Source organism: Mycobacterium sp. NPDC051804 (genome assembly GCF_044452905.1).
GTDB lineage: Bacteria > Actinomycetota > Actinomycetes > Mycobacteriales > Mycobacteriaceae > Mycobacterium.
Map to the genome: position 1 here is coordinate 103,535 of NZ_JBITCD010000007.1, position 25,266 is coordinate 128,800.

Here is a 25,266-nt window from a genome sequence, read left to right on the forward strand (position 1 = left end):
GGCCCTACCACTCAGAGACATCATTCGGCCCTGCCGAATCTGCGGTTGCGGTTCACGTACTCCTCGCACGCATCCCACAGATCGCGGCGGTCATAGTCGGGCCACAGCTTGTCCTGAAACACGTACTCGGCGTAGGCCGCCTGCCATAACAGGAAGTTGCTCGCCCGCTGCTCCCCCGATGTACGGATGAACAGGTCGACGTCGGGAATGTCGGAACGGTGCAAGTGCTTGGCGAACGTGGCCTCACTGATCCGACTCGGGTTGATCTTTCCGTCGGCCGCCTGCCGCGCCAGCTCGCGGGCCGCTTCGACGATCTCGGTGCGGCCGCCATAGTTGACGCAATAGTTGATCGTGATGACGTCGTTGCCGACCGTCATCTGCTCGGCGATGTCGAACTCTTTGATGACGCTGCGCCACATGCGCGGCCGCGACCCGACCCAGCGCATCCGCACGCCCATGTCATTGAGGTTCTCGCGGCGACGACGGACCACCTCGCGATTGAACCCCATCAGGAAGCGCACCTCTTCGGTGCTGCGTTTCCAGTTCTCGGTAGAGAAGGCGTACACCGTCAGGTGCTTGATGCCGATTTCGATTGCTCCGCAGGTGATGTCGATGAGCACCGCTTCACCCATCTTGTGGCCCTCGGTGCGGTGCAGTCCGCGTTGGGTGGCCCAACGCCCGTTGCCGTCCATCACTACGGCGACGTGGTTGGGCACCTGCCCCGCCGGGATCTCGGGTGCGGCCGCCTTCGACGTGTGTTGCGGCGGTCGGGCGAACTTGCCGTTGCTGCGCGGCGTCAGTTCTGGGAAGACGACGGGCCAGGTCGACTTGTCGGGGAACGTCGGATAGTCGTCAGGCGCCGGGGGCAGCTGTGGGTACTTCGCGGTCTTCTTGCCGCCCCGTGTGCTCGCCATGCGCCATATCCTGCCCGACCAGCGACACCCGTAGGTCAGCGACTGTCTGATCGACCCGGTACATCCGCTCCACCAGCGGCAACGTTCGCAGCTGACGTTCCAGGTGCCACTGCAGGTGGGCGGCGACCAGGCCACTGGCCTGGCTGCGATGCGACGACGTCGACGTCTGCGCGTGCTCCCAGTCCCCGTCGACCAGTGCGGCCATCAGATCCAGCACCGCCTGAGGCGGCGTCACCGAACCCGACGGCCGGCAATGCACGCACACGCTGCCACCAGCCCCGACGTGGAACGCCCGATGCGGGCCCGGCGTCGCGCAGCGGGCGCATTCGGTCAGAGCCGGCGCCCATCCGGCGATTCCCATGGCGCGCAACAGGTAAGCATCCAGCACGAGCTCCCGCGGCCTGCTGCCGTCGGCGACCGCCCGCAATGCGGCGACGGTCAGCCGGTGCAGTGCGGGCATCGGCGCCCGCTCCTCCCCTGCCAGCCGTTCGGCTGTCTCGAGGACCGCGCACGCACAGGTGTAGCGACCGTAGTCACTGACGATGTCGGTGGCGAACGCATCGATGGCCTGCACCTGGGTGACGATGTCGAGATTGCGGCCGGGATGCAGTTGAACATCGATGTGCGCGAACGGCTCCAGCCGGGCGCCGAACTTGCTGCGGGTGCGCCGCACCCCCTTGGCCACTGCGCGCACCAACCCGTGGTCGCGGGTCAGCAGGGTGACGATCCGGTCGGCTTCACCGAGCTTGTGCTGACGCAGCACCACCGCTCGATCCCGGTACAGCCGCATCACAACAGTCTCCCATTGCGATCGGACATGTTCGGGTACGCAGCGCCGGTACTTTTGTAGGTGATGGTCGAGCCCGCCCGTTTCCCCACGCTCACTCAGCAGCTTTTCCAGCTGGCGAGTGGTTCCGTCACGTCCGATTACCTGGTACGCCGTTCCTTGGACGCGATCACGGCAAGCCAGCCCGCGCTGAATGCATTCCGGGTGGTGCTGACCCACCAAGCGCTGGCCGACGCCGCCGAAGCGGACCGCAAACGTGCAGCGGGCGAACATCTTCCGCTGTTAGGTATCCCCATCGCCGTGAAGGACGACGTCGACGTCAAGGGCGTGCCCACCAGCTTCGGGGCGGCGGGCAATATCGAGCCCGCGCGCGCAGACTCCGAAGTCGTACGACGGCTGAAGGCCGCGGGCGCGGTGATCGTCGGTAAGACCAACACCTGCGAGCTGGGTCAGTGGCCGTTCACCAGTGGACCGGCCTTCGGGCACACCCGCAATCCGTGGTCGCGGGAGCACACGCCGGGCGGATCGTCGGGTGGTAGCGCCGCCGCGGTGGCAGCCGGTCTGGTGGCTGCGGCGATCGGATCCGACGGGGCGGGCAGCGTCCGAATCCCCGCAGCGTGGACGCATCTGGTCGGTATCAAGCCGCAGCGCGGCAGGATCTCGACGTGGCCACTGCCGGAAGCGTTCAACGGCATCACCGTCAACGGCGTGCTGGCGCGCACGGTCACCGACGCGGCGATCGTGCTCGACGCGGCGTCGGGCAATGTTCCCGGTGACCTTCACCAGCCACCGCCAGTTCAGGTGTCGGACTATGTCGGCCGGGCACCGGGAACGCTGCGCATCGCGCTGTCCACCAAGTTCCCGTACACGGTCTTTCGGGCCAAGCTGCATCCCGAGATCCGGGCCGCGATGGAGGCCACCGCGGCGCAACTCGAAGAGCTCGGGCACACGATCGTCGATGCCGACCCCGGATACAACCTGGCCATGTCGTGGAGCTTCCTGTCGCGGTCGACATCGGGACTGCTGGACTGGGCTGATCGCCTGGGCCACGACGTCACGCTCGACAAGCGCACAAGGGCCAACATGCGCACCGGCTTCATGTTGTCGCAGAACGCCCTGCGCAAGGCCCGTGTCCGCGAAGCCGCGTCGCACCGCCGGATCGGATGGATCTTCAACCTCGTCGATGTCGTGCTGGCACCGACAACCGCACAACCTCCGCCCAAGGTGCACGACTACGACACCCTCAGCGGTCTGGCCACTGATCGGACCATGATTCGGGCCTGCCCGGTCACATGGCCATGGAACCTTCTGGGTTGGCCGTCGATCAACGTGCCCGCGGGGTTCACGTCCTCCGGTCTCCCGATAGGTGTCCAACTGATGGGCCCGGCCAACAGCGAACCGCTGTTGATCTCGCTGGCCGCCGAGCTCGAAGCGATCAATGGCTGGGCCAACAAGCAACCGGAGGCATGGTGGACGCCGTCGATGGCGCCGGATCCGGAGCCCACCGGGCCGCAGGACGATTCCATTGAGCAGATCAGGCCCGGCGAAGTGGCGTAATGTCATCGCCCATGACAGCGCGGAACTGGGCATATTCACTCCCGGCCCTGGTGGTTGCCGTCGGCGGCGTGATGGGGACACCGGCGGCGGGCGCTGACAACAAGCGGCTCAACGACGGGGTGGTGGCCAACGTCTACACGATGCAGCATCAGGCCGGCTGCACCACCGACATCAAGATCAACCCCAAGCTGCGGTTGGCCGCGCAATGGCACACCAACGACGTCCTCAACAATCGCGCGCTCAACGGCGACATCGGTTCTGACGGTTCGACTGTCGCCGATCGCGCGCGCAACGCCGGCTACGCGGGGCCGGTATCCGAGACGACGGCCATCAATCCGGCGCTGGCCATCAGCGGCATCGAGTTGATCAACCAGTGGTACCACCGGCCCGACTACAACGCGATCATGTCGGATTGCGCCAACGTCGACATCGGTGTGTGGTCGGCGAATCTGATCGATCGCACCGTCGTGGTCGCGGTCTACGGCAAGGGTGACGGCGCGCCTCCGGTGCAGTCACCGAATAGGCCGTTCGGACAACCGGGCGCAGGGGCGCCGGGCTGAAATATCGCCCTTCAGCGAATATATTCAAACCACTGACTCGGATGTGGCCTGAGGCTATCGTCAGGTTTCGTTGAAGTGGCAAAAATCTTCGTTGTTTCGGGAGGGTTCGTGGGTATCAACATGACCAAGGCTGCCGCGCTGACCTTCGCGGCGGCCGCGGTGTCGGCGAGCATCGGCATCGCACCGGCGTCCGCACAGTCACGCAGCGTCCTCTACGAGGTCACCGGATCGGGCACGGTGTACTCGATCGACCTCGATCCGGGCGGCCGGATCCCCGAGGACACCGCGGCGCCGTTCACGCAGACGGTGTCGATTGGGCCGGATGTGGCGCTGCTGCAGGTCGTCGTGGTCACCAAGACCGGTAGCCAGGGGTGCCGAATCACCCTGGACGGTACGGTCGTGGCCGAGCAGGCGCCGGGCGACGCAGCGCACTGCATCGCCTACCTGTAACGAACGGTGCTGAATTCTTCTTCGCGCAAGCGCTCAGAAGCCGAGACGTCCTAGCTGTTTGGGGTCGCGCTGCCAGTTCTTGGCTATCTTGACCCGAAGGTCGAGATAAACCTTTGTGCCCAAGAGCTTTTCGATCTGTGTGCGGGCCGCGGTGCCGACCTCACGCAACCTCGCGCCGCCCTTGCCGATCACGATGCCCTTCTGGCTGTCGCGCTCGACGTAGAGGATGGCGTGGACATCGATCAGGTCGTCACGCCCTTCGCGTTGCTCAACCTCGTCGATGACGACGGCCAGTGAGTGCGGCAGCTCGTCGCGCACGCCTTCCAGAGCGGCCTCGCGGATGAGCTCGGCCATCAGCACTTCCTCTGGCTCGTCGGTGAGCTCGCCGTCGGGGTAGAACGCGGGCCCCGGCGGCAGCTGTGCGGCCAGCACGTCGGTCAGCACGTCGAGGTTCTCACCGATGGTCGCCGACACCGGGACGATCTCGGCGTCTGGTCCCAGCAACTCGCTCACCGCGATCAGTTGGGCCGCAACGCGATCGCGTGGAACCTTGTCGGTCTTGGTGACGATCGCGACCAGCGTGGTCCTGGGCGCGATCGTGCGGATCTGTTCGAGGATCCAGCGGTCCCCCGGCCCGATTCGCTCGTCGGCGGGGATGCACAGCCCGATGACGTCGACCTCGGAGTAGGTGTCCTTAACCAGATCGTTGAGCCGCTGGCCCAGCAGCGTGCGCGGCCGGTGCAAGCCCGGAGTATCGATCAGGATGATCTGAAAGTTCTCGCGGTGCACGATGCCGCGGATCGTGTGCCGGGTGGTCTGCGGCTGATTCGCAGTGATCGCGACCTTGGTACCGACCAGCGCGTTGGTCAGCGTCGACTTACCGGTGTTGGGCCGTCCGACGAAACAGACGAAGCCCGAACGAAACTCGTCACTCATCGCAGAGATCCGTTGACTCGGCGTTCATACGGGGTTGCCTGCCCTATCGGTGACGATGACGACGGCGTCCGGCGACAGTTCGCGCACCGCGGCCACGCCGGTGTCGTCGACGGTGCCACCGACCAGCACAGCGGCCTCTAATCCGGCCGCACCGCTGGAGACGGCAGCCGCGACGGCGGCCTGCAGTGCCGTCAGCCCCAGCGAGTCCAACGCCACCGGCGCGCCCGCATAAGTGCGCCCGTCGAGGTCGCGCACCGCCGCGCCGCTCGATGCCTCAGCCCGGCCCATCGCGCCGCGCGCCAGCGTCACCAGCTTGGCGTCCTCGGCGTCCAGCTCACTCATTGTCACTCTCCGGCTGCTCGTTCGGGCTGACGAGGACGGTGCCGATGTGCACGCGTCCGCGATGATCCCGCCCGCCCTCGGCGAGCAGGCGCAGGCCGTCCCATGTCACCTCGGCGCCCGGCAGCGGAACACGGCCCAGCTCGAATGCGACCAGCCCGCCGACCGTGTCGACGTCGAGGTCCTCGTCGAACTCGATGTCGTACAGCTCGCCGAGATCCTCGATCGGCAATCGCGCCGACACCCGGTACCGCCGCTCGCCCAGTTCTTCCACCGGTGCGACTTCGTCGGTGTCGTATTCGTCGGCGATCTCACCGACGATCTCCTCGAGCACATCTTCGATCGTGACCAGCCCAGCCGTCGCACCGTACTCGTCGACGAGCAACACCATGTGGACACGGTCGCGCTGCATCTCCCGCAACAGCGCGTCCAGCGGTTTGGAGTCCGGGACGAACACCGCGGGCCGCATCACCTCGGACACCTTGGTGTCGCGGCCGCCGTTATTGGAGTAATACGTCCGCTGGACAAGGTCTTTGAGGTAGACGACCCCGATGATGTCGTCGACGTTCTCGCCGATCACCGGGATGCGCGAATGCCCGCTGCGCACCGCCAGCGAGGTCGCCTGACCCGCCGTTTTGTCGCCCTCGATCCACACCATCTCGGTACGTGGCGCCATGACCTCGCGGGCCGGGGTGTCGCCGAGTTCGAACACCGATTGGATCATTCGTCGCTCGTCGTCGGCCACCACGCCGCGCTGCTGCGCCAGGTCAACGACCTCACGCAGCTCGATCTCCGAGGCGAACGGTCCGTTGCGGAAGCCGCGGCCCGGTGTCAGCGCATTACCGAGCAACACCAGCAGTCGGCTGACAGGGGTGAGTACGATCGAAATCGCTTGCAGCGGAAGCGCAGCCAACAGCGAAATCGAGTAGGCGTTCTGCCGGCCGACCGTCCTCGGACCGACACCGATCGCGACGAAGCTGACCACCGTCATGATCGCCGCCGCCGAGACGAGTCCCCAACTCACGCCAAGATAGTCGTCGAGGAAGGCTGCCAAAAGCACCGTCGCGCTGACCTCGCAGGCAATTCGGAGCAGGACACAGAGGTTGATGAAGCGCGGCCGCTCGGCCATCACCCTTGCGAGCCGCACCGCACCGGGGCGCTCGTCGCGCACGAGTTCCTCGACGCGGGCCATCGATACCGTGCTGATCGCCGCATCGGTCGCCGCGAAAAGACCGGCCACGCCGATCAATACGATCGCGCCGATCAGCTGACCAAAATTGTTCACGGTTCGTCGAAGAATTGGGACTTGTCCAGCAGGCGCCGGTCCTTCTCGGACTGGCGGTCCTGGTGGTAAGCCTCGACCTGGTCGGCGACCCACTCTTCAAGCAATTGACGCTGCAGCGCGAACATCTCCTTCTCCTCGTCGGGTTCGGCATGGTCGTACCCGAGCAGGTGCAACACTCCGTGCACCGTCAACAACGCCAGCTCCTGGCCGAGTGAATGACCCGCTGCGGCAGCCTGATCGGCGGCGAACGGGGGGCACAGCACGATGTCGCCGAGCATCGACGGCCCGGGTTCGGCCGCGTCGGGCCGTCCTCCCGGCTCGAGCTCGTCCATCGGGAAGCTCATCACGTCGGTGGGGCCGGGCAAGTCCATCCACCGCATGTGCAGGTCCGCCATCGCCGACGTGTCGAGCAGAACCATCGAAAGTTCGGCGGCGGGGTTCACTTTCATCTTGCGGATGACGAATCGGGCGATGCTGATCAGTTCCTCTTCGGAAACATCGATGCCCGATTCGTTGGACACCTCAATACTCATCGTTTAATTCCGTTACCGCCGTGGCCGACCGCCGGACGCACGTCGCTGCGCCCTGTTCATCAAGTCGGGCTCCTCAGACTTCGCATACGCGTCGACGATGTCGGCCACCAGACGGTGCCGCACCACATCGGCGCTGGTGAGTTCGGCAAAGTGGATGTCGTCGACGCCATCGAGAATCCGCATCGCCGTGCGTAGTCCCGACGACGCGCCACCGGGCAGATCGACCTGTGTGATGTCGCCGGTGACAACGATTTTCGAACCGAACCCGAGACGGGTCAGGAACATCTTCATCTGCTCGCTGGTGGTGTTCTGCGCCTCGTCGAGAATGATGAACGCGTCGCTCAAAGTACGTCCACGCATATACGCCAGTGGCGCGACCTCAATGATGCCCGCGCTCATCAGCTTTGGAATCGACTCGGGATCCATCATGTCGTGCAGCGCGTCGTACAGCGGCCGCAAATACGGATCGATCTTCTCGCTCAGCGTGCCGGGCAGGAACCCGAGGCGCTCGCCGGCTTCCACCGCGGGGCGGGTGAGGATGATCCTGGTGACCTGTTTGGACTGTAATGCGTTGACGGCCTTGGCCATTGCCAGGTATGTCTTGCCGGTGCCCGCGGGGCCGATGCCGAAGACGATGGTGTGCGCATCGATGGCGTCGACGTAGCGCTTCTGGTTCAACGTCTTCGGGCGGATGGTCTTGCCGCGCCGCGACAGAATGTCGAGGGTCAGCACCTCCGCCGGTGACTCGTTGCCGGTTCCGGTGAGCATGGCGACGCTGTGCTTGACGGCATCGGTGGTGAGCCGCTGCCCGCTGTTGACGATCGCCACGAGCTCGGAAATCACCCGCTCAGCCAGTGCCACGTCGGCGGGCTCGCCGGACAGGGTCAGGGCATTGCCGCGGACATGGATATCGGCAGCAAGGATGCGTTCGAGTGCGCGCAGGTTCTCGTCGGCGGATCCAAGCAGGCCCACGACGAGGTCGGGCGGAACATCGATGCTGCTGCGAACGGTCGCGTCGGAGTCAGCGTTCGTTTCGCTGGGCGTCACGTGCGGTTTTCTGCCTGCTTTCTGGTCTGGCCTGCTTGTTTTGCCTGGGAGTACCCAGTTTACCGCCGGGTACCGATGCAACCCAATGGTTAACCGGCTGACCACCGCTCGGTGAGCACGCCGAGAGCCCCCAGCGCGACCGCCGCGGCCGTCGAGGTGCGCAGCACCGTGGGTCCCAGTCGCACCGCCGTCGCACCCGCCCCGGAGAGTGCGGCGAGTTCGTCGTCGTCGATGCCGCCTTCGGGGCCGACAAGAAGAAGAAGCGCCTCCGTGTCGGCCAGGGGCACCTCGGTGATCGGTTGCGTCGCGGACTCGTGCAGGACGAGAACCGGCGTGGATTCGACATCGCGCACCCGCTCAACCAGCTCTTTCGTCGACACCACGCCGCTGACCTCGGGGATGTACGGCCGCCGCGATTGTCGCGCGGCCGACTTGGCGACGGCCCGCCACCGACGCAGCCCCTTGTCGACGCGGGCCTGCCCGTCCCAGCGCGCCACGCAGCGCGACGACTGCCAGGCGACGAACGAGTCGGCGCCTGCCTCGGTGGCCAGCTCGATGGCCAACTCGGAGCGGTCGGACTTCGGCAGCGCCTGGACGACGGTGATGTGTGGCGCGGGTGCCGCGACGGTTCGACGGTCCAGCACGCGAGCTGTCAGTGTGCCTTTGCCGACGTCTTCGATGACACAGTGGGCCACGCCGCCTGCGCCGTCGCTCAGGTCGAGTTTCTCGCCGGGCCGGATGCGCCGGACATTGGCCGCGTGGAAGCCTTCATCTCCGTCGACGACGGTGAGCTCACCTTCTCCGGGCAGCGCCTCGACGTAGAAGAGCGCTTCGGTCACGGTCTCTCAGCGACCGGTGAACGTTTCGCGCAGCCGACTGAAGAGCCCGCCCCCCGAAGAATTCGCCTGCGCTGTACGCACTTCCGCCTTGTCGCGCACGCGCTTCTCCTTCACTTTGCGCAACAGCTCGATGTCCTCATGATCGAGCCGCGACGGCACCACCACATCGATATGGGCGTGCAGATCTCCGCGTACCCCGGACCGCAGGTGCGGCATGCCGTGCCCACGCAACGTGGTGACCTGAGCGGGTTGGGTTCCGGCGGCGACGGTGATCTCGGTCGGGCCGTCGAGGATCGCATCGACGGTGACTGTGGTGCCCAGCGCCGCGTCGACCATCGGTACCGAAATGGTGCAGTGCAGATCGTCGCCGTCGCGGACGAAGATGTCGTGGGCCTTCTCGTGCACCTCGACGTACAGGTCGCCGGCCGGCCCGCCGCCGGGCCCGACCTCACCTTGTGCCGCAAGCCGGACACGCATACCGTCACCGACGCCCGCGGGGATCTTGACGCTGATCTCGCGCCGTGCGCGCACGCGGCCGTCACCGCCGCAGCGATGACATGGGTCCGGGATGACCTCCCCGACGCCACCACATACCGGGCAGGGCCGTGACGTCATCACCTGGCCGAGCAGCGAACGCTGCACGGTCTGCACCTCACCGTGCCCGTGGCAGGTGTCGCACGTGACGGGCTTGGAGTTGCCGTGGGTCCCCTTGCCCTGACACAGGTCGCACAGCACAGCGGTGTCGACGGTGACCTGCTTGGTCACGCCCGTCGCGCACTCCGCAAGCTCGAGCCGCATCCGTAGCAGCGAGTCCGAACCCGGCCGCACACGGCCGATCGGGCCGCGGGAGGTTCCTCCGCCGCCGAAGAACGCCTCGAACACGTCGCCGAGGCCCCCAAAACCACCGGAGAACCCGCCTCCGTTTCCGCCGGCCGATTCCAGCGGATCGCCACCGAGGTCGACGATGCGGCGCTTCTCCGGATCGCTGAGCACCTCATAGGCTGCGCTGATTTCCTTGAACCGCGCCTGCGCGTCCTCGTCGGGGTTGACGTCCGGATGCAGTTCCCGGGCCAGTTTGCGGTAAGCGCGTTTGATCTCCGCATCACTCGCGTTTCTGCTCACGCCGAGCAGCCCGTAATAGTCGCGTGCCACGCTGACCTTGCCTGACCTTTCCTGCTGATTCTGCCGGTCCTACCGGCTACCCAAGACTTCCCCGATATAGAGAGCAACCGCGGCGACATTGGCGATAGTTCCGGGATAGTCCATTCTCGTGGGTCCAAGCACACCCATCCCGCCGTACACCTTGCCCGAACTTCCGTATGCAGTGGTAATCACCGAAGTTCCGGCCATCGCCTCGGCCTCGGTTTCGTGGCCGATCCGCACGGTGATCTTGCCGGCCTCCTGCTGCGCCGCGAGTAGCCGCAACACCACGACCTGCTCCTCGAGCGCTTCGAGCACCGACCGAAGCGACCCGCCGAAGTCGGCGGTATTGCGGGTGAGGTTGGCCGTGCCGCCGAGCACCAACCGTTCCTCGCTGTGCTCGACAAGCGTCTCCACCAGCATCGTGGCCGAGCGCCCGACCGCGTCAGCCAGCCCACCGCTGCCGTTGAGCTGAGAAGCCAGATCGGCGACCGCGATCGATGCGGCGGCCAGCGGCTTACCTTCCAGCGCCTGAGCAAGCACATCGCGCAGCTTGGCGACATCGTGCTCGTCAAGCGGGTCGCCCAGTTCGACGATGCGCTGGTCGACGCGGCCGGAGTCGGTGATGACGACCAGCAGCAGGCGTGCCGGTGTCAGCGCGACCACCTCGAGGTGGCGCACCGAGGATGTCGACAGTGTCGGGTACTGCACGATCGCGACCTGGCGGGTCAACTGCGCGAGGAGTCGCACCGCACGGCGCAGCACGTCGTCGAGGTCGACACCGGATTCGAGGAATCCGAGGATCGCGCTCCGTTCGGCCGCCGACAGCGGTTTGACGTCCGCCAAACGGTCGACGAACTCGCGGTAGCCCTTCTCGGTGGGCACCCGACCCGAGCTGGTGTGCGGCTGGGCGATGTAGCCCTCGGCCTCCAGAACCGCCATATCGTTTCGGACGGTCGCGCTGGAGACCCCCAGATTGTGGCGTTCGACGAGCGATTTCGAACCGATCGGCTCCTTGGTGGACACGAAGTCGGCGACGATCGCGCGCAGCACCTCGAACCGACGATCTTCGGCGCTCCCCATGCATTCACCTGCCTCTCGTACCCGGTTGATTCATTTTACGGCCATCATCAGCGGCGATAGACCACCAGCGGACGTAAGCGTTGCGAACTAGCTGTTTGCGATAGCCTCGGCAAGTGATGCGTTTGCCTCGGGGGACGACGCGGGGGACGGCTGCGCGGAGCCAAAAGTCGCCGCCGGGGCGGCTCCTGAGCCACATGTCGCCGCCGGGGCGGCTCCTGAGCCACATGTCGCCGCCGGGGCGGCTCCGGTGATCTTCAAAGGCGTTCTCGACGGAAGGCCGTACCCCGATCACGGGCTGTCGCATCGGCAGTGGGCGCAGATTCCGCCCCGGCAAATCCGGCTCGACGAACTCGTCATGACCACGACCGTGCTGGCTCTCGATCGGTTGCTGTCGGAGGATTCGACGTTCTACGGCGACCTCTTCCCGCACGCCGTGAAGTGGAACGGTGACGTCTATCTGGAAGACGGACTACACCGCGCCGTTCGTTCGGCGCTGCGGAACCGGATCGTGCTGCATGCGCGCGTGTTCGACATGGACATCCCGATAGCCGAGCAGGTCTCGATCTAGGCGACCGCAGATTCCGGCACGCCCGTGAACAGTGTGCCGAGTCCCTCCGCCATCGTCGGATGCGCCAGCACGGCGTCGCGCAGCACCTGATACGGCAAGCCGGCGATCATCGCCATCTGCACGACCGCCATCACCTCGCCGGCTTCTGGGCCAACCATCGTGAAGCCCAGTACGCGATCGTCGACACCGACCAGGGCCTTCATGAATCCTCTTGTCTCACCGGTGGTCTGGGTGCGAAGCACGGCGCTGATGGGCAGCCGCGCGACCCGCACGTCGATGCCATCGCGCTGCGCCTCACGTTCGGTCAGCCCCACGCGGGCCAGCTGCGGATCGGTGAACATGCATCGCGGGATGAGCCGGTCGTCGGACCTACGTTGTCCGCCGGCCAGGTTGTCCCGGATGATGCGGTAGTCGTCGAACGACACATGGGTGAATTGCTCGTGGCCTGAACAACATTCGCCGATCCCCCAGACACCGGGTGCGGTCGTCTCCAACCGTTCGTTGACGTCGAGGAATCCGTGATCGTCGACGGTCACTCCGGCCGCCTCCAGCCCGATGTCCGCGGTGTTCGGTACCCGCCCGGTGGCGATCAGCAGGTCAGTCCCCGCGATGCGCCGCTCGCCCGACGGCGTGCGGACCACGACGGTCACCTCGCTGCCGGAACGACCGTGCACCGAGACCGTGTCGGCCGACTCGATCACGTCGACACCCTCGTCGGTCAGCAGGCGCCGCAGTTCATCGGCGACGTCGGAGTCCTCGGCGGCAGCGATCTGCGCGCCGTGCTGGACGATGGTGACGCGGCTACCGAACCTGCGGTAGGCCTGGCCGAGTTCGAGTCCGACATATCCGCCGCCCAGGACGATGAGATGGGCTGGCAAATAGTCCGTTTCGAGCAACTCGATGTTCGTCATCGGTTGCGCTTCGGCGAGTCCGGGAACGACGGGAAGCGCTGCGTGTGTACCGAGGTTCAAGAACACCCGGTCTGCGCTCAGGGTGCGCACACCGCCGTCGTTGAGTTGCACCTCGAGGGTTCGCGGCGCCACGAAGCGGCCGCTGCCCATGACGAGTTCGGCGCCGGTGTTCTCGTACTGCTTGCGGGTGCCGTCAATCATGTGGTCGACCATGTCGCGCTTGCGCTGCCTCACCCGTTCCATGTCGACGGTGACGGCACCCGTGCCGATACCGAATACGTCGGCGTGACGCGTGAGATCGGCGACCTTAGCGCCCGAGATCTCGTTCTTGGTCGGCAGGCAGTTGATGTTCGGGCACGAACCGCCGATCCAGCGCCGCTCCACCACCGCCGTGCGCTGTCCCGACTGAGCAAGGTGCCAGGCCAGATACATCCCACCGTTGCCGCTACCGAGGATCAGGGCATCAAGTCGTTCCGTCATCTCACCAGAATCGAACTCACCGGGGTGCGCTGTCTTTACCGCTAACCCCCATAGGGTGCGGTCGAGATCTAGCGGGCGTCGAGGAAGGCGAGCACCGCGAGCACGCGGCGATGATCCTCACCCGTCTCGGGCAGGCTCAGCTTGTTCATGATGCTGCGGATGTGCTTTTCGACGGTGCCCTCGGTGACCCAGATACGATGCGCGATACCGGCATTGGATCGGCCCTCGGCCATCAACGCCAGGACCTCGCTCTCGCGCTCGCTCAGTACGCTGAGCGGATCGTTCCGCTTACGTGCCGACACGAGTTCGCGCACCAGCGCCGGGTCGACCACCGACGCGCCGCGCGCGACGCGTTCCAGCGAGTCGATGAAATCGGCGACATCGGTAATGCGGGTCTTCAGTAGGTAGCCGGTACGGTCGCCTGCTGCCAGCAGGTCCATCGCATCGTCCACGGCGACGTGCGCGGACAACACCATGATCGCGGTGTCCGGCAGTTCCTGCCGGATTTGCCGGGCGGCGTCCAGGCCCTCGCTGGTGTTCGTGGGTGGCATCCGGATGTCGGTCACCACGAGGTCGGGCGCCATCGCGCGGACCAGGTTGAGTAACTGCTCGCCGTCGCCGGCCTGGCCCACGACTTCGAACCCGGACCCTTCGAGCAGGCTGGCCAAACCCGCCCGCAGCAGCACGTCATCATCAGCCAGCACCACGCGCGTCGTCTCGGCCATCAACCCACTCCTTCCGCGCGCGGCACCGCAACGTCGATGCGGGGTCGGGCCGACAGGACTATGCCGGTGACGATCTGCCAGGTGATGATCGTGTACACACACGCCCGCTCAACGAGGCCGATATGCGAAAAGTCGGCCGCCCATCTCGCGTACGTGTACAGCATCGCAGCGAGCACCAAGCCCGCCACACCAAGCATCACCCCGACCGGCCGGTACCAGCGGGCCGACACACGACCGACCACGATCGAACCCACGACGATGGCCGCATTGCCCCCGCCGATCGCCAGAAACGCGCCAAGCCCGTGCAGCCATTCGTAGCCGTCGTTCCACAACGGTGAGAAGCCATGCACGAAGCCGACGAGGAGATTACCGGCGGCGTTTGCGGCCGTCAGCAGCAAGAACACCACGCCCTTCAGTCGTCCGCCGATGGCGCGCACGGCGACCAGCGCCCCGGCGAGAAACAGCGCACCCTGCAGATAGAAGCCCCAGTTCATCAGCGTCGCGCGGGGCGACCATTCCGGAACGCCCAGCACACTGATGTACTTCCCGATGTAGCTGTAGGACGGGATCGCGGACGCTGCGATCGCCTCGAAGCCGACGAAGATGACCGCCCCCGAAATCCACAGCATGGCGGCAACGCTGAGCGCGCGCCGGCTGGTGGTCACGGTCACAACGGTAGATCAGCCGAGGTCTCCCGGCGGGGTAGAACAAACCTCCCCGCGCGGGACCGCCCGAGGGTGCCGCAGGTTAGGCTAGGCTAACTAGCTGCAGGTTCCCCGCCCACTTGTGCTCGGGGAGAGCACGGCGGGGACTTGTCGTGATCGGACATTCGCCGAGTAGAGGACTTTGGACATGGGAAGAGGCCTGCAGGGAGCCCTGCTGCGAAGCTTTGGGGGGCGTGACCACGAGGCCACGGTCGTCGAGGTCACGCGGGTAGCGCCGCACTTCGTCCGGATCACCATGTCCTCACCGACGATCTTCCAGGACGTCGTCGTCGAACCAACGGCGTTCCTGCGCTTCTGGTTTCCCGACCCCGAGGGCAGCGACAGCGAGTTCCAGCGCATCTACACGCTCGTGTGGACCGAGCCGGAAACCGGCAGATTCGCGGTGGACATGGTCCTGCATGAGCCGTCCGGGCCGGCGAGTCACTGGGCGGCCAAGGCCGAACCGGGGATGACGCTTCCGGTTGTGGCGTTGGGTTCCAAGGGTTTCGCGGTCCCCGACGAATTGCCCGCCGGCTATCTGCTCATCGGCGACTCGGCATCAATACCCGCAATCAACTCGATCCTCGCCGCACTCCCGTCCGACGTGGACGTCGAGGTATACCTCGAACGGCACTCCCCCGACGACGAACTCATCCCGATCAACAAGCATCCCCGTCGAACGCTGCACTGGGTAGACAGGACCGACGAGCTCGCGCTGGCCGCGGCCATCGAGGATCGCGACTGGTCGAACTGGGCGGCATGGGCAGGCCCCGAGGCCGGATCGCTCAAGCACCTACGCAAGCGGATGCGCGACGTGTTCGGCTTCCCGAAGTCCGACCTGCAGGCGCAGGCGTACTGGACGCAGGGACGCGAGATGGGCAGCCGCCGCGACAGCGACGACAAGCCTGCCGAATCTGCCACCGGCACGAGCGGCGAGTCTGCCACCGGCGCGAGCGCCGAGTCTGCCACCGGCGCGAGCGCCGAATCTGCCAGCGCGGTAGTCGAATCGCCGGCTTCTTCCGAGTCCCAGAGCGCCGCCCCGAAGGGGCGGTGGCGTTCCCAGGCCGCCAAGGACCTGCTGGCGCCGGTGAAGCCGCAGCTGATCGCGACCGGCATTCTCGAAACGCTGATCACGCTGATTCAGCTGGCCCCCTTCATCGTTCTCGTCGAGCTGGCCAGGCAGCTGCTGGCGGGCGCCGGCGAGCCGGCGCTACGCAGCACGTTGATCGTCTTTGTGGTGCTGCTCGGAACGGGCACCGCACTCAGCGCCGCACTGCTGTTGTGGCTGCACGTCGTCGACATGCTCTTCAACGCGACTGTGCGCCGACGATTGCTCGACAAGCTCGCCCGGGTACCGCTTGGATGGTTCACCCAACGCGGATCCGGTGCGGTCAAGAAATTGATCCAAGACGACACCCTGTCGTTGCACTACCTCGTCACCCATGCGGTGTCGGATGCCGTCGCCGCCGTCGTCGCGCCGATCGCGGTGCTGGTGTACCTGTTCGTCGTCGACTGGCGGTTGGCGTTGGTCCTGCTGTTGCCGATTCTGGTGTACATCCTCACGACGTGGACGATGGTCTATCAGAGCGGCCCGAAGATCACCGAGGCGTCCCGGTGGGCCGAACGGATGAACAGTGAGGCCGCGGCCTACCTCGAAGGGCAACCGGTGATCCGGGTCTTCGGAGGCGCGGCGGGGTCGTCATTCCGACGGCGCCTGGACGAGTACATCGACTTCATCAACGTCTGGCAGCGGCCGTTCATCGGCAAGAAGACGTTCATGGACCTGACCACTCGCCCGTCAACGTTCCTGTGGCTCATCGCTTTCGCGGGGACACTATTCGTCGTGTCAGGGGCAATGGAGCCGTTGACCCTGCTGCCGTTCCTGATCCTCGGAACGACGTTCGGCTCCCGGCTGCTCGGAATGGCCTTCGGATTCGCCGGTCTGCGCGAGGGTATGCAGGCCGCGCGTCGCATCGCCGTCACGCTCGACGAGGTCGAACTCGACACCTCACCCGCCGCAGCCGTGAGCGCCCCTGCCGCAGCAGGAACCGTCAACTTCGACAACGTAACCTTCGGCTACCGCCCCGGAGTTCCGGTGATCCACGACGTCTCGCTGGCCCTGCGACCCGGGACCGTGACCGCGCTGGTGGGTTCATCGGGTTCCGGAAAGTCAACGCTGGCATCGCTACTCGCGCGCTTCCACGATGTCGACGCCGGTTCCATCAGCATCGACGGACGCGATGTGCGGACGCTGGAGGCCGACGAGCTGTACACCCAGGTCGGCTTCGTGTTCCAGGATGTCCAACTCATCCAGGGCACGGTCCGGGACAACATCGCACTCGCCCGGCCCGACGCGAGCGACGCAGAGGTCCAGGCGGCGGCGACGGACGCACAGATCCACGACCGGATCATGCGGCTGCCCAATGGATACCAGACAGCGCTCGGCGCCAGCAGCCAGCTGTCCGGAGGCGAGCGTCAACGCCTCACCATCGCCAGGGCGTTGCTCGCCGACACCCCGATCCTGATCCTGGACGAGGCGACCGCGTTCGCCGACCCCGAGTCGGAATACCTTGTGCAGCAGGCATTGGGTCGACTCATTCACAATCGGACGGTGCTCGTGATCGCTCATCGGCTGCACACCATCACCGAAGCCGACCAGATTGTCGTCCTCGACCACGGACGTATCGCCGAGATCGGGACCCACACCGAGTTGCTCACCGCCGACGGCAGATACCGGCAGTTGTGGGACAGCCGGGGCGAGACCGGAACACCCCAGGAAGTGCTCACCGGAGAGGCCACCCGATGATCGGCAATCTGATTCGTCTGGTCCCCGCCGAATACCGCGGGGCACTCACCGGTTATGCAGTGCTGACGTTTGTTTCGGTGATCCTGCGCGCCGCCTGCGCGCTGCTGTTGGTGCCGCTGCTCGCCGCCTTGTTCAGCTCGACGCCTGCGGATGCGCTGACGTGGCTGGGGGCGCTCACCGCCGCCACCGTCGGCGGGTGGATCATCGACATGATCCAGGCGCGCATCGGTTATCGCATCGGCTTCGTGTTGGCCAATGACACCCAGCACCGGATGGCCGACCGGCTCACCGATGTCCCCCTCGGCTGGTTCACCACGGACAACACCGCAATGGCACGGCAGGCGATCGCGGCCAGCGCACCGGATCTGGTGTCCTTCGTCGCGAACCTGCTCACACCGTTTCTCGGTGCGATACTGCTGCCTGCGGCGATCACGGTCGGATTGTTCTTCGTCTCATGGCAATTGGGCGTGGCCGCGGCCATCGCACTGCCCCTGATGCTGGGTGCACTGGTGGCCAGCCAACGGATCGTGCGGGCCGCCGATGCGGCCGACGGTCGCGCGCACAGCGCGCTCACCGAACGCATCCTCGAATTCGCGCGGACGCAGCAGGCGCTGCGGGCCAGCCGCCGGGCGACGGCTGCGCGCAGCCAGACCGGCGAGGCCGTGTCAACAGCACAAGGCGCCACGATGCGGCTGCTGCTGTTCCAAATTCCCGGACAGCTGCTATTCAGCGCGGCAAGCCAGATCGCGCTCATCGTGTTGGCGGGCACGATCGCGACGCTGGCGGTGCGGGGTCAGATCGGCGCACCGGAGGCCGTCGCGCTGCTGATCGTCACGGTGCGGTTCCTGGAGCCCTTCAACGTGCTCGCGGACCTGTCCGGAGCCGTCGAGAACTCGCGCGGCGTCCTCAACCGGCTGCGCAGCATCATCGATGCCCCCAGTACGTCCACCGCGAACGGGGTTGCCGCCGCCGGAAAGGGCGCTCCACGAATCGAATTCCGTGATGTGAGCTTCCGGTATGACGGTGTCGAGGACACGGGCGACATCCTCGCCGAGCTCAATTTCGTACTCGAATCGGGAACGACGACAGCGATCGTCGGCCCGTCGGGTTCGGGTAAGAGCACCATCCTCTCGCTCATCGCGGGTCTGCACACACCTGCGTCCGGCGAAATCCTCGTCGACGGAACCGACATCGGCGATCTCGATGCTGCGACGCGCCAGGCGCTGGTGAGCATGGTGTTTCAGCATCCGTATCTGTTCGACGGCCCGATCCAGGACAACGTCCGCGCCGGGCATCCCGACGCGGGCGACGACGACGTCCGACGTGCCATGGCACTGGCACGGGTCGACGAGATCATCTCGCGCCTGCCTGACGGTGAGTCTGCGCGAGTGGGCGAGGCGGGCGCCGCGCTGTCCGGTGGCGAACGTCAGCGAGTCAGCATCGCGCGCGCACTCGTCAAACCGGCTGGGGTCCTGCTGATCGACGAAGCGACCAGCGCCCTGGACACCGAGAACGAAACATCCATTACCGACGCCATCAGAGACGACCCTCGCGGCCGTACCCGCGTCATCATCGCGCACCGGCCGGGAGCGATCCGCAACGCCGATCGGGTGTTGTTCGTCGACTCCGGGCGAATCGTCGAGCAGGGCACCATCGATGAGCTCAACCAGCGTGGCGGTCGCTTCGCCGAGTTCTGGCGACAGCAGCAGCAGAGTGCGGGCTGGCGGATCGCCGCGGACGCCTAGCGCATCTCGATGCGTTCGCGCAGGCTGCGCGGACGCACGTCGGCCCACTGTTCTTCGATGTAGGCGAGACAGTCGGCGCGTGTGCTATCGCCGAACACCACCCGCCAGCCGGCGGGCACATCGACCAAGGTCGGCCACAAGCTGTGCTGCTCTTCATCGTTGATCAGCACATAGAAGGTGCCGTTGTCGTCATCGAATGGGTTCGTGCTCATCGCTTCTCTCCCTTGAAAGGTCCAGTGAACGTCCCGATGACCCGTAGTCGGCACCGAGTATGCGGTCGGACAGCAGTCCCAGGCAGGACAAGTTGGGGAAACCCGGCCCCTGGGTGAGCCCGGATAGGCCGGGTAGGAACAGCTTGGGCGTAACGCCGGTGAGCGCCAGATCATCGCCGATGAACTCCTGCAGCGAGTCGCCCGTCAGCAGTCCGCCGAGGCTGAGTTCGAGCAGATCCAGCGCGTCCTGACCCAGCAGCGGTACGAACCACAGCGCGTCGGCGCCCGATCCGTCGATGACCAGATCGAAGCCGTGCACGGTTTCGAGATTCTCGCCGCCCTGATTCGTACTCAGCGTCAGGCGGATTCGGCTGTCCCGCGCCACCGCGTGTGCGACGCGGCCCCGCAGGTGGCGGATCCGGTCGTCGGACAGCAGCGCATCCTGCACCCGCGCGGAGAACACTCCGCGGTCCGTGCGCGCCAGCGCGTCGCGGCGCTCACCCATCGTCAGACTGGTCCAGCCGGTGGGGTCGGAGAACAGCTTGTTCTCGAAGAAACCCTCGCCGCGGGTGAACAGTGTCACCCCCGGCGAGATGACGGTGATTGTCGAAACCCTATGCCGGAAAAGCTCATTGAGCATCGAGGCGGCGGTCTCCCCGCCTCCGATGACGGCTACCCGTTCGGCGGTGATCAGCTCGCTGCCCGCCGTCCGATGCCAGAACTGCGCGATGGAGAGCACCCGTGGGTTGCCCGGAAGTATCGACCGCTCGGGTTGCCCCGGACCGGTGATCATCACGCCGTCCGCGAGCACCGCCTTCTCGGACGTGTGCAGCGCCCACCGCGGAGTCGAGGCCGTGCTGTCGACCGAAATGCCGGTGACTTCACCGGTGACGATGTTCATCTCGCAGTTGCCCGCCACCCACCGCAGATACTGGCTCCACTTGCGATGTGTGGGCGCGGGCCTGCCGCGGTCCACCCATTCGGCGAACTGGCCGGTGGCGATCAGATATGCCTGCCAGCTGTGCCGTGTCATGCGTTCGTCCAGTTCGGCGTTGCGGCGCGGCACCAGAGAAGAGCGGTACGGGAAACCGACGTCCTTCTCGGGGCTGGTGCCCAGTCGGTGCTGACCGTCGGTCCAGCCACCTTCCGCCTGCCAGTTGGCGGCGACGCCGGTCCGTTCCACCGCAACGACTTTCGGCACCTCGACGCCCATGTTGTGCAGCTCGGCGGCCTTGGCGGCGACGGCGACGGCCTTGGCTCCTGCGCCGACGACGGCGAGGGTGGGCCTCATGGTGCAACCTCTCGTAGCGAGTCCTGCCACATCGACTGCAGGGTGGCGACGTCATCGGCGGACAGGATGTCCGGCAGCGTGCGCCATTGTGTGCCCAGCACCGGATTGTCGGCCTCGCCGATCACCGCCGCCAGGATGGTCAACTCATGCCGCACGGCGAGATCGGGCTCCGGTCGCGGTGAAACCCCGGCCAGCAGTGCACGATCCGGGCTCAGCTCGCCGCCGGTAGCGACGTGCACCCGGCCGAGGAAGTTGAGCAGCACCTGCGGTTCGGCATACGCCCTCAGTCGCTGCGCGGTATCCGGACGCAGGTAGCGCAACAATCCGAAGTCGATACCGTCACCCGGCACCGCGTCGATCGCGCCCGGCGCATCCATCCGCAGCGGATAGATGGCGGTGAGCAGGCCGACAGTGTCCGAAGTGTCGGCGTCGTCCATGATTCCGTCCGCGCGGCCGTGCGTTTCCAGCGCGAGCAACGGCGGCGCCTGCTGCTGACCCCGGTGCTCTCGCCACCGGTCGATGGTCCTTGCGGCCGCGGCCGCCAGGATGTTCTGGGCCGGTTCGGCGCCGCTGAGCACGCGCGCGGACACCTCGGGATCTGTGAGCGACATGGTGACGACGACGTCGCCGATCCGGTCGGACTCCGGCTGGAGGCGACGGGTACCGAGCACCGGATCCGCACCCTCGAGCTGGGCCGCCCAGTAGTCGCAGGTGTCCAATTCGGCCGCGCGCTGGGCAAGCAGCCGCGACCACCGCCGGTAACTGGTGTGCTCTGTTGCGTGCAGCGGGTCCACACCCGATTTGATGGTGTGCCACGACGCGTCGAGTTCACCCAGCACGATCCGCCACGACGCGGGGTCCATAGCGAGTACGTGGGCGACCAACATGAGCACACCCGGACCGTCCGACTCCCGCAGCCAAACCGCGGACAGCATCGATCCTCGTTGCGGGTCCAGCCGTTCCACCGCATATGCGGAATGTTCGGCGACCGCGTCGGCCATGTCGCCCTCGACCGATACCTCGGTGAGGAAGTCCGCGGGCTCATGCTCGACAAGTGTCATGGTGTCGATGTCCAGGCGGCTGCGCAGGGCTTCGTGCCCGTCGACAACGGCCTTGAGCATCCGGTCCAGATCCGAGCGGGTGATCCCGTCGGGCAACCGGACCGTCTCGGTCTGCGCCAGCCGCCGCGGTTGGCCGTGCTCGTAGAGCCAATGCACATTGGGCAGCACCGGTATCGGCCCGCTCCCCTCATCGCCGTGGCGGTCGACGGTGACGGACTCGTTGTCGATCGCCGCCGCGAGTTCGCGGATGGTTGCGCACTCGAGCATCAGCCGCGCCCGCAACGGAATACCGCGCCTGCGGGCGCCCTGCACGACCGAGAGCGCGACGATGCTGTCGAGGCCGAGCTGGAGGAACTCTGCGGTGACATCGATTTCGACACCGTCGAGCAACTCGGTGAGCACAGCGACCAGTGCGGCTTCGGTTTCGGTTTCCGGTCCCGCCGATGGACCGTCGTCGACGGGGAGCGCGGCCAGCGCGGTCTCGTCGACCTTGCCGTGCGACGTCAGCGGCATCTGGTCGACGACGACGATGCTCTGCGGAACCATGTAGCGCGGCAACCGCTTTGACAGCATGCCCCGCAGCTCGGCGAGGTCCGGCGCCGGTCCGGCGGCCACGTACGCGATCAACCGCGGACCACCGCGGGCACGCTGCCGAACCGCGACGTGGGCGTGACGCACGGCAGGATGCGTGTGGAGCACCGCCGAGATCTCGGCGGGCTCGACGCGGAACCCGCGGATCTTCACCTGGGCGTCGGAACGGCCGAGGAACTGAAGCGCACCGTCGGGCTGCCGCCGCACCACGTCACCGGTCCGGTACATCCGCTCGGCTGGAACGAACGGGTCGGCGACGAACCGGCTTGCGGTCTCCGCCGGCCTGGCGAGATAGCCGCGGGTCAACTGGCGACCGGACAGGTAGAGCTCGCCGGGCACGCCGTCGGGCGCGGGCCGCAGCCACGAATCGAGAACGTAGGCGCGGGTCGCCGACGTGGGCCCGCCGATCGTCGGCTCCGGATGTTCGGCGATTGGAGCGACCACCGCCTCGACGGTGGATTCTGTTGGCCCGTAACAGTTGTACGCCGTCATACCGGTGCGGGCGCATTCATCGCGGATGAGGTTCCACGCGGGAATACCGATGGCCTCGCCGCCCAGCGCGAGTACGCCGAGCGGAACCGTGGTCAGCAGTCCGACTGCGTGCAGCTGGGCGAACATCGACGGCGTGGTGTCGATCAGGTCGATTCCGTACCGCGCGATGATTTCGACCAACGACTCGGCGTCCCGTTGGACTTCGTCGGAGATGATGTGCACCGAATGTCCATCGAGCAACGCCGCCAACGGCTGCCATGCTGCGTCAAACGTGAACGACCAGGCGTGCGCGACGCGCAGCGGATGGCTCAACCGGGCGGCCGCGGGCCGCAGGATGTGCTGGGCATGATCCTCGGCGTATGCGAGCAGCGCCTGATGGGTGCCGATGACGCCCTTTGGTCGGCCCGTGGTGCCCGAGGTGAAGACGACGTAGGCAGCCTGGCCGGGATGCGCTGGGACGCACTCGAATCCGTCGGCCACCTCGGCCGCGGCGGCAGACATGAGCTGATCGTCGACGATCACCGTCGCACCGCACTGCGCGAGGATGTCGGTGATCCGGTCGGCAGGCATCGCGGGATCGAGCGGGACGATGGCTGCCCCGGCCTTCAGCACACCCAGCATCGCGATCACGTACTGCGGGCCGCGCGAAAGATTGATGGCCACCGGGTCTTCGACGCGAACCCCACGGCCGACCAGCAGGGCCGCCACCTGATCGGCGGCCTCGTCGAGTTCGCGGTAGGTCAGTTCGCCACCGGACCAGCTCAGTGCCGGCGACGCCAGCCGCGTGTAGGCGACTTCCGTGAACCTGGTGTGCACCCCGGTTTCGGCGGGTTCGGGCGCCTCGTCGATCTCGGTGCGCGGTTCCTCGCCGTCCAGCAGGACGTTGATGTCGCGAAGCGGGCTGTCCCACTTGGTGATCAAGAGTTGGACGGTGTTGAGCAGTCGTTCACACAGGCTGTCGGGCGCCATCGAGCCGAGCGCCCCGTCGACCACCTCGACCATGACCGTCAGCTGATCGTCGACCATGTGTGCGGCGACGGTGACAGGAAAGTGCGAGAGGCTTTCCAGTGCCGCAGGCCGGAAAATGGCGCCGTTGGCCGTGAACTCCCCGCCGCCGACCAATCCGCCGGGCGGGAAGTTCTCGTACACCAGCAGGGTGTCGAACAACTCGCCGATCCCTCCCAGCGCTCGTAGCTCAGCGTGCGGCAGGTAACTGTGGTCGCGAAGCTTCGCCGCCTCGCGTTGCAGCGCAATACATTGCCTGCCCGCCCCCGCCGACGGATCCAGCCGCACCCGCAGCGGCACGGTATTGATGAACAAACCGACCATGGTCTCGACGCCAGTCAGCTCGCTGGGGCGACCTGACACCGTCACGCCGAACACCACGTCGCTGCGATCCGTGAACGCGGATAGCAGTGTTGCCCAGGCCATTTGCACCACGGTGTTCACGGTGACGCCGCGCGACCGTGCCGCGTCGGCCAGGGCGGCAGTGGCGTCGATGTCGAGCTTCAGCTCGGTGCGGCGGGCCGGCCCGACCTCGAGCTCGCCTGCGGACAGCGTCGGCGACAGGAGCGTGGGACCGTCTGTGCCGCCAAGGTGTTCGCGCCACAACGTGCGGCTGGCGTCCTGGTCACGCGCGGCGAGCCAGCCGATGTAATCGCGGTACAGCCGCGGCGGCGGGGGGAGGACCCCGGCGTCCCCGCCCGCGCTGTACATGCTGATCAACTCGCCGATGAACAGCGGCAGCGACCATCCGTCGATGATGATGTGGTGCGCTACCACCACGAAACGCCAATGTGACTCGGGCACCTCGATGAGCACGAATCTGATCGCTGGTCCTCTTTCGAGGTCGAACGGGCGCAGCCGTTCATCGGTGTCCAGCGCCTCGACCTCGTCGGCGGTCGCGGTGATCGTGCGCCACGGAATGTCGACACGGGACGGGATGACCTGCACCGGACGGCTCAGATCACCGCGGAAGAAGCTGGCACGCAGGTTCGGATGCCGAGCCAGCAGCTGTGCGGCGCAAGTACGCAACAAGTCCGAGTCCAGCTCGCCGAAGATGTCGGCGGACATCGCGATCACGTACGGGTCTTCCCCGCCAGCCAAGCCACCGTCCCCGCTACTCAGCTGCGCCAAGGAAAACAGCCCCTGCTGCAGCGGGCTGAGTGCCATCACATCTTCGACGGCCACCTCGGCATCGGTCTTGGTGT

The 25,266-nt window shown here is 66.3% G+C and carries 22 protein-coding genes; 6 read left to right on the plus strand and 16 right to left on the minus strand.

The annotated features are described in order from the left end of the window. Positions 1-20: 20 nt before the first annotated feature. On the minus strand, positions 21-914 hold the full coding sequence (locus ACIA48_RS26480; RefSeq protein ID WP_396738688.1) for a decaprenyl diphosphate synthase: 894 nt from the start codon (positions 912-914) through the stop codon (positions 21-23). Then, the gene (gene recO / locus ACIA48_RS26485) at positions 853-1,704 is read right to left on the minus strand and encodes a DNA repair protein RecO (RefSeq protein WP_396738690.1); all 852 of its coding nucleotides are present in this window, start codon (positions 1,702-1,704) and stop codon (positions 853-855) included. Before recO ends, ACIA48_RS26480 begins: the two co-directional genes overlap by 62 nt. A gap of 63 nt (positions 1,705-1,767) precedes the next feature. On the opposite strand from recO, the gene ACIA48_RS26490 reads away from it, so the two are divergent. From ACIA48_RS26490 to ACIA48_RS26500, 3 genes are all read left to right on the plus strand, one after another. Continuing rightward, on the plus strand, positions 1,768-3,258 hold the full coding sequence (locus ACIA48_RS26490; protein WP_396738691.1) for an amidase: 1,491 nt from the start codon (positions 1,768-1,770) through the stop codon (positions 3,256-3,258). Between the two features lie 11 nt (positions 3,259-3,269). Then, complete coding sequence (locus ACIA48_RS26495; protein ID WP_396738693.1) at positions 3,270-3,818, plus strand: CAP domain-containing protein; 549 nt, start codon at positions 3,270-3,272, stop codon at positions 3,816-3,818. A 120-nt stretch (positions 3,819-3,938) separates the two neighbouring features. Beyond that, positions 3,939-4,268 carry an MmpS family transport accessory protein gene (locus tag ACIA48_RS26500; protein ID WP_396738695.1) on the plus strand — a complete coding sequence of 110 codons (330 nt, stop codon included), beginning with the start codon at positions 3,939-3,941 and terminating at the stop codon, positions 4,266-4,268. 33 nt (positions 4,269-4,301) lie between these two features. Here the strand turns inward: ACIA48_RS26500 and era are convergent, their stop codons facing one another. The 8 genes from era to hrcA all read right to left on the minus strand — a co-directional run bounded on the left by era (position 4,302) and on the right by hrcA (position 11,470). Next, positions 4,302-5,204: a GTPase Era gene (gene era / locus ACIA48_RS26505; protein WP_396738696.1), complete on the minus strand. Its 903-nt coding sequence runs from the start codon at positions 5,202-5,204 to the stop codon at positions 4,302-4,304. 24 nt (positions 5,205-5,228) lie between these two features. After that, a complete protein-coding gene (locus ACIA48_RS26510) occupies positions 5,229-5,546 on the minus strand; it encodes a cytidine deaminase (protein WP_396738698.1) in 318 nt (105 codons plus the stop codon). Beyond that, positions 5,539-6,828 carry a hemolysin family protein gene (locus tag ACIA48_RS26515; RefSeq protein ID WP_396738700.1) on the minus strand — a complete coding sequence of 430 codons (1,290 nt, stop codon included), beginning with the start codon at positions 6,826-6,828 and terminating at the stop codon, positions 5,539-5,541. The genes ACIA48_RS26510 and ACIA48_RS26515 overlap by 8 nt, the downstream gene beginning before the upstream one ends. Then, the gene (gene ybeY / locus ACIA48_RS26520) at positions 6,825-7,361 is read right to left on the minus strand and encodes an rRNA maturation RNase YbeY (protein ID WP_396738702.1); all 537 of its coding nucleotides are present in this window, start codon (positions 7,359-7,361) and stop codon (positions 6,825-6,827) included. Before ybeY ends, ACIA48_RS26515 begins: the two co-directional genes overlap by 4 nt. A gap of 12 nt (positions 7,362-7,373) precedes the next feature. Then, complete coding sequence (locus ACIA48_RS26525; protein ID WP_396738703.1) at positions 7,374-8,408, minus strand: PhoH family protein; 1,035 nt, start codon at positions 8,406-8,408, stop codon at positions 7,374-7,376. A gap of 89 nt (positions 8,409-8,497) precedes the next feature. Beyond that, entirely contained in the window at positions 8,498-9,247 is a 750-nt protein-coding gene (locus ACIA48_RS26530) for a 16S rRNA (uracil(1498)-N(3))-methyltransferase (RefSeq protein ID WP_396738704.1), read from the minus strand. A gap of 6 nt (positions 9,248-9,253) precedes the next feature. After that, on the minus strand, positions 9,254-10,399 hold the full coding sequence (dnaJ, locus tag ACIA48_RS26535; protein ID WP_396738706.1) for a molecular chaperone DnaJ: 1,146 nt from the start codon (positions 10,397-10,399) through the stop codon (positions 9,254-9,256). 39 nt (positions 10,400-10,438) lie between these two features. Next, positions 10,439-11,470, minus strand: a complete 1,032-nt coding sequence (hrcA, locus tag ACIA48_RS26540) for a heat-inducible transcriptional repressor HrcA (RefSeq protein WP_396738708.1) — start codon at positions 11,468-11,470, stop codon at positions 10,439-10,441. Positions 11,471-11,717: 247 nt separating this feature from the next. On the opposite strand from hrcA, the gene ACIA48_RS26545 reads away from it, so the two are divergent. Next, positions 11,718-12,038, plus strand: coding sequence for a type II toxin-antitoxin system VapB family antitoxin (locus tag ACIA48_RS26545; protein WP_396738710.1), 321 nt, complete (start codon positions 11,718-11,720; stop codon positions 12,036-12,038). Here the strand turns inward: ACIA48_RS26545 and ACIA48_RS26550 are convergent. The 3 genes from ACIA48_RS26550 to ACIA48_RS26560 all read right to left on the minus strand — a co-directional run bounded on the left by ACIA48_RS26550 (position 12,035) and on the right by ACIA48_RS26560 (position 14,819). Next, entirely contained in the window at positions 12,035-13,429 is a 1,395-nt protein-coding gene (locus tag ACIA48_RS26550) for an FAD-dependent oxidoreductase (protein ID WP_396738712.1), read from the minus strand. The genes ACIA48_RS26545 and ACIA48_RS26550 overlap by 4 nt on opposite strands. A gap of 68 nt (positions 13,430-13,497) precedes the next feature. After that, positions 13,498-14,154: a response regulator gene (locus ACIA48_RS26555; protein WP_396738714.1), complete on the minus strand. Its 657-nt coding sequence runs from the start codon at positions 14,152-14,154 to the stop codon at positions 13,498-13,500. After that, positions 14,154-14,819: a DUF998 domain-containing protein gene (locus ACIA48_RS26560; protein ID WP_396738716.1), complete on the minus strand. Its 666-nt coding sequence runs from the start codon at positions 14,817-14,819 to the stop codon at positions 14,154-14,156. Before ACIA48_RS26560 ends, ACIA48_RS26555 begins: the two co-directional genes overlap by 1 nt. Before the next feature lie 187 nt (positions 14,820-15,006). Here ACIA48_RS26560 and ACIA48_RS26565 point away from each other — a divergent pair, with 187 nt between their 5' ends. Beyond that, on the plus strand, positions 15,007-17,664 hold the full coding sequence (locus ACIA48_RS26565; protein ID WP_396738718.1) for an ABC transporter ATP-binding protein/permease: 2,658 nt from the start codon (positions 15,007-15,009) through the stop codon (positions 17,662-17,664). Further along, complete coding sequence (locus ACIA48_RS26570) at positions 17,661-19,409, plus strand: ABC transporter ATP-binding protein (RefSeq protein WP_396738720.1); 1,749 nt, start codon at positions 17,661-17,663, stop codon at positions 19,407-19,409. The genes ACIA48_RS26565 and ACIA48_RS26570 overlap by 4 nt, the downstream gene beginning before the upstream one ends. Here the strand turns inward: ACIA48_RS26570 and ACIA48_RS26575 are convergent. Genes ACIA48_RS26575 through ACIA48_RS26585 form a run of 3 tightly spaced genes read right to left on the minus strand, consistent with a single transcriptional unit; the run spans position 19,406 to position 25,228 of the window. After that, entirely contained in the window at positions 19,406-19,621 is a 216-nt protein-coding gene (locus ACIA48_RS26575; protein WP_396738722.1) for an MbtH family protein, read from the minus strand. The genes ACIA48_RS26570 and ACIA48_RS26575 overlap by 4 nt on opposite strands. Further along, positions 19,599-20,912 carry an NADPH-dependent L-lysine N(6)-monooxygenase MbtG gene (gene mbtG, locus ACIA48_RS26580; RefSeq protein WP_396738724.1) on the minus strand — a complete coding sequence of 438 codons (1,314 nt, stop codon included), beginning with the start codon at positions 20,910-20,912 and terminating at the stop codon, positions 19,599-19,601. Before mbtG ends, ACIA48_RS26575 begins: the two co-directional genes overlap by 23 nt. After that, a complete protein-coding gene (locus ACIA48_RS26585; RefSeq protein WP_396739501.1) occupies positions 20,909-25,228 on the minus strand; it encodes an amino acid adenylation domain-containing protein in 4,320 nt (1,439 codons plus the stop codon). The genes mbtG and ACIA48_RS26585 overlap by 4 nt, the downstream gene beginning before the upstream one ends. Positions 25,229-25,266: the final 38 nt, after the last annotated feature.

Excerpts from the sequence above, each read along its gene's own strand:
- ACIA48_RS26480 (WP_396738688.1), bottom strand. The coding sequence starts at position 914 with ATGGCGAGCACACGGGGCGGCAAGAAGACCGCGAAGTACCCACAGCTG.
- recO (WP_396738690.1), bottom strand. The coding sequence starts at position 1,704 with ATGCGGCTGTACCGGGATCGAGCGGTGGTGCTGCGTCAGCACAAGCTC.
- ACIA48_RS26490 (WP_396738691.1), top strand. The coding sequence starts at position 1,768 with ATGGTCGAGCCCGCCCGTTTCCCCACGCTCACTCAGCAGCTTTTCCAG.
- ACIA48_RS26495 (WP_396738693.1), top strand. The coding sequence starts at position 3,270 with ATGACAGCGCGGAACTGGGCATATTCACTCCCGGCCCTGGTGGTTGCC.
- ACIA48_RS26500 (WP_396738695.1), top strand. The coding sequence starts at position 3,939 with ATGACCAAGGCTGCCGCGCTGACCTTCGCGGCGGCCGCGGTGTCGGCG.
- era (WP_396738696.1), bottom strand. The coding sequence starts at position 5,204 with ATGAGTGACGAGTTTCGTTCGGGCTTCGTCTGTTTCGTCGGACGGCCC.
- ACIA48_RS26510 (WP_396738698.1), bottom strand. The coding sequence starts at position 5,546 with ATGAGTGAGCTGGACGCCGAGGACGCCAAGCTGGTGACGCTGGCGCGC.
- ybeY (WP_396738702.1), bottom strand. The coding sequence starts at position 7,361 with ATGAGTATTGAGGTGTCCAACGAATCGGGCATCGATGTTTCCGAAGAG.
- hrcA (WP_396738708.1), bottom strand. The coding sequence starts at position 11,470 with ATGGGGAGCGCCGAAGATCGTCGGTTCGAGGTGCTGCGCGCGATCGTC.
- ACIA48_RS26550 (WP_396738712.1), bottom strand. The coding sequence starts at position 13,429 with ATGACGGAACGACTTGATGCCCTGATCCTCGGTAGCGGCAACGGTGGG.
- ACIA48_RS26555 (WP_396738714.1), bottom strand. The coding sequence starts at position 14,154 with ATGGCCGAGACGACGCGCGTGGTGCTGGCTGATGATGACGTGCTGCTG.
- ACIA48_RS26565 (WP_396738718.1), top strand. The coding sequence starts at position 15,007 with ATGGGAAGAGGCCTGCAGGGAGCCCTGCTGCGAAGCTTTGGGGGGCGT.
- ACIA48_RS26570 (WP_396738720.1), top strand. The coding sequence starts at position 17,661 with ATGATCGGCAATCTGATTCGTCTGGTCCCCGCCGAATACCGCGGGGCA.
- ACIA48_RS26575 (WP_396738722.1), bottom strand. The coding sequence starts at position 19,621 with ATGAGCACGAACCCATTCGATGACGACAACGGCACCTTCTATGTGCTG.
- mbtG (WP_396738724.1), bottom strand. The coding sequence starts at position 20,912 with ATGAGGCCCACCCTCGCCGTCGTCGGCGCAGGAGCCAAGGCCGTCGCC.
- ACIA48_RS26585 (WP_396739501.1), bottom strand. The coding sequence starts at position 25,228 with ATGGCACTCAGCCCGCTGCAGCAGGGGCTGTTTTCCTTGGCGCAGCTG.